Source organism: Pseudomonas sp. GP01-A4 (assembly GCF_058780865.1).
In genome coordinates, this window is the sequence record NZ_JBYSWF010000148.1 from 1 (window position 1) to 2,023 (window position 2,023).

Consider the following 2,023-nt stretch of genomic DNA (forward strand, 5'->3'; position numbering starts at 1 on the left):
CGCGAAGGCGGTGCATCAGTCAGCAGATTCATTAGCTGATGCACCGCCTTCGCGAGCAAGCCCGCTCCCACATTTTTCACCGTGCTCGCTTCAGGCCGCGAATGCTGGCCGCGCTGGCATTTGCTCAGCTTCTGGAAGGGGGCCAAACAACGCCTTCTGCACCGCCTGCTGCGCCTGGAACGCCAGCGCCGCACGTTCCTGCCCGGCGCAGGCAATCGGCTTGAGCAGATGGATTTCCACGTCGCCCTGGTCATTGCCGAACAAACGCATCAGGTGCGAGAGCAAATCATCGTCGCCAATGAACGGTGCCAGCGGGTCGATGTGGCCATCGCGCAGATAACGAATCGCCACCGGTTGCAGCGACACATCGGCATCAATCGCACTGGCCAGTAACCGCCCGTGGAACGTACGCAGGGCGCGGCCGTCGGTGGTGGTGCCTTCCGGGAACATCAACAGCGGGTGTTGTTGTTCCAGATGACGCGTCATCTGTTTGCGAATCAACTGGCTGTCCCCCGAACCTCGGCGGATGAACAGGCTGCCTGCCTTGGCGGCCAACCAGCCCGCCACCGGCCAGGTGCGCACCTCGGCCTTGGACAGGAACGACATCGGTGCCACCATCCCCAGCAGCGGGATATCGGTCCACGATACGTGGTTGCTGACCCACAGCATCGACTGTTGCGGCAACTCACCGTGAACGGTCACGCGAAAGGGCAGGGCGTTGGTCAGCCGTGCCATGAAAAAACGCGACCAGCGCTGCCGGCGCACCATCGAGTTGGCCACGCCCAGACGTTCAAACACGCCAAACACACTGGCCATGGTCAAACCCAGGGCCACCACCACCAGCACGCGGGCAATTCGCCCGTACACCCGAAGGCGGCTCATCACATGGCTGCCTTGAAGTGGCGGGCATACCGCGGGCACAGCTCGTCGCGCTTGAGCAGGATGAACACGTCGGCGACCTGGAAGTCTTCGTCCCAGCAGGGTTCGCCGCAAATCTTTGCACCCAGGCGCATGTAGGCCTTGAGCAAGGGGGGCATTTCGGCGATGACGTTGGATGGCAGGTCCAGTGCCGGCAGCGGCTTTTTCGGCTCGGCCCGCAGGTGTTCGTTGCACAGGTAGCGTTCGCGCAGGCGCTGCATGATCGCGTGGGCCTGGATGCCGCCGTCGTGCATCGGGATGCTTGCGCAGCCCATCAGGTAGCTGTAGCCGCCCTGGTTGAGGACTTCGGCCAGCTCGCCCCACAACACGGCGATGGTGCCGCCGTTGCGGTAGGCGGGGTCGACGCAGGTGCGGCCGATTTCCAGGATGGGGCCTTTGAGGTGCAGCAGGCCGTGGAGGCTGAATTCTTCTTCGCTGTAGAAGCGGCCCAGGGTGGTGGCGGCCTGGTGGTCGAGCAAACGGGTGGTGGCGACGAGTCGACCGCTGTTCAAATCCCGCACGCCGATGTGGCTGCAGTGAACATCATAGTCATCCATGTCCAGGCCCAGTTCAGCGCCTTTCAGCTTGGCGTTGAATTCGCCGCTGAACACGTTGAACCGCAGGGCCTGGGCTTCCTGCAAAGCCTGGGCGCCGATCAGGCGTTCGGCTTGCAGGCGGCGTTCATTGCCGGTGTCGCTGATGCGGGCGATCTGAGTCATGGCGAGTCTCCGAGTGCCGGCCAGGGTTACGGCCGGTCGACTTGTTTGTGCCATGTCAGGCTATGTAGGGCCGGTGTCATCTCCATGAAGTTACGGTGACGCTTAGATGACAGGCATTTCGCCGGTGGGTGCTGTGTTTTTTGTGTACATATCCGTTGCTGCGGTAACGGCGGCTTATGGTTCCGCTCTTACAGCGGGTCACTTTTGGCAAACGCCCGGAATGCCGGCCCAGCCAAAAGTAACCAAAAGGTCTTTGCCCCACCACTCGGTGCCTCGCCTAGGCTCGGCATGCCCGCACTCCGGCCCGGTTCCGCGGGCCGCCGCGACGGGCCATCCATGGCCCGGCGCGGCTAAATCGGCATCCTTGCCGATTTACCCGCTCCACC

At 62.9% G+C, this 2,023-nt stretch carries 2 protein-coding genes; both read right to left on the minus strand.

Features of this window, described 5'->3' with window-relative positions; all coding sequences use genetic code 11:
- Positions 1-90: 90 nt before the first annotated feature.
- A complete protein-coding gene (locus tag AC3WKX_RS34215) occupies positions 91-882 on the minus strand; it encodes a lysophospholipid acyltransferase family protein (protein ID WP_003219789.1) in 792 nt (263 codons plus the stop codon).
- The gene (gene olsB, locus AC3WKX_RS34220; protein WP_008431132.1) at positions 882-1,637 is read right to left on the minus strand and encodes an L-ornithine N(alpha)-acyltransferase; all 756 of its coding nucleotides are present in this window, start codon (positions 1,635-1,637) and stop codon (positions 882-884) included. Before olsB ends, AC3WKX_RS34215 begins: the two co-directional genes overlap by 1 nt.
- Between the last annotated feature and the right edge of the window lie 386 nt (positions 1,638-2,023).

What these genes read in the sequence shown, in the direction of transcription:
- olsB (WP_008431132.1), bottom strand. Translation starts at nt 1,637, where the DNA reads ATGACTCAGATCGCCCGCATCAGCGACACCGGCAATGAACGCCGCCTG.
- AC3WKX_RS34215 (WP_003219789.1), bottom strand. Translation starts at nt 882, where the DNA reads ATGAGCCGCCTTCGGGTGTACGGGCGAATTGCCCGCGTGCTGGTGGTG.